The organism is Mesorhizobium sp. M1E.F.Ca.ET.063.01.1.1, from assembly GCF_003998155.1.
Lineage (GTDB): Bacteria > Pseudomonadota > Alphaproteobacteria > Rhizobiales > Rhizobiaceae > Mesorhizobium.
In genome coordinates this window covers 1-468 of record NZ_RZSC01001586.1, presented here as the reverse complement: position 1 = coordinate 468, position 468 = coordinate 1, and the positions used below count along the sequence as shown (strand labels likewise).

Here is a 468-nt window from a genome sequence, read left to right as displayed (position 1 = left end):
CGCGCCGCCGCCATTGCCGGAACTTGCCGGTGCTCCGTTGCCGCGCGGCGCGAGTGCTGTGGCGCAGGCGCGGATGCCGCCCTCCGCCGGTGGTGCGCAGACGATGCGGCTGGTCGAGGCTGAGCCGGTGCCCGCCGCCTTCGTTCCGGCGCCGGCGCCGGTGGCCGAAACCCCTGCCGTTCCGGTGAAGTCGCTGGCCGACATCGCGGCCCTTGCCGACGCCAACCGCGACATGGCCTTCAAGGTGCTCTTGAAACGCTGCGTTCGGCTGGTTCGCCTCGAGCCCGGCCGCATCGACGTCAGCCTGACCGACGATGCGCCGAAGATGCTGCTCAATGACCTGACGGCCAAGCTGCGCGCCTGGACGGGCCGCAACTGGCTGGTCTCGCTGTCGAAGGAGGAAGGCGGCCAGACGCTGGCCGAGATGGAGACGACGAAGCGCGAGAATGCTTTCTCCGATGCTAGGAG

Annotated in this window: 1 pseudogene; it reads left to right on the top strand. The window is 69.9% G+C overall.

The annotated features are described in order from the left end of the window. Positions 1-468: pseudogene (locus tag EOA29_RS39920) on the top strand (DNA polymerase III subunit gamma/tau); the annotation flags it as partial.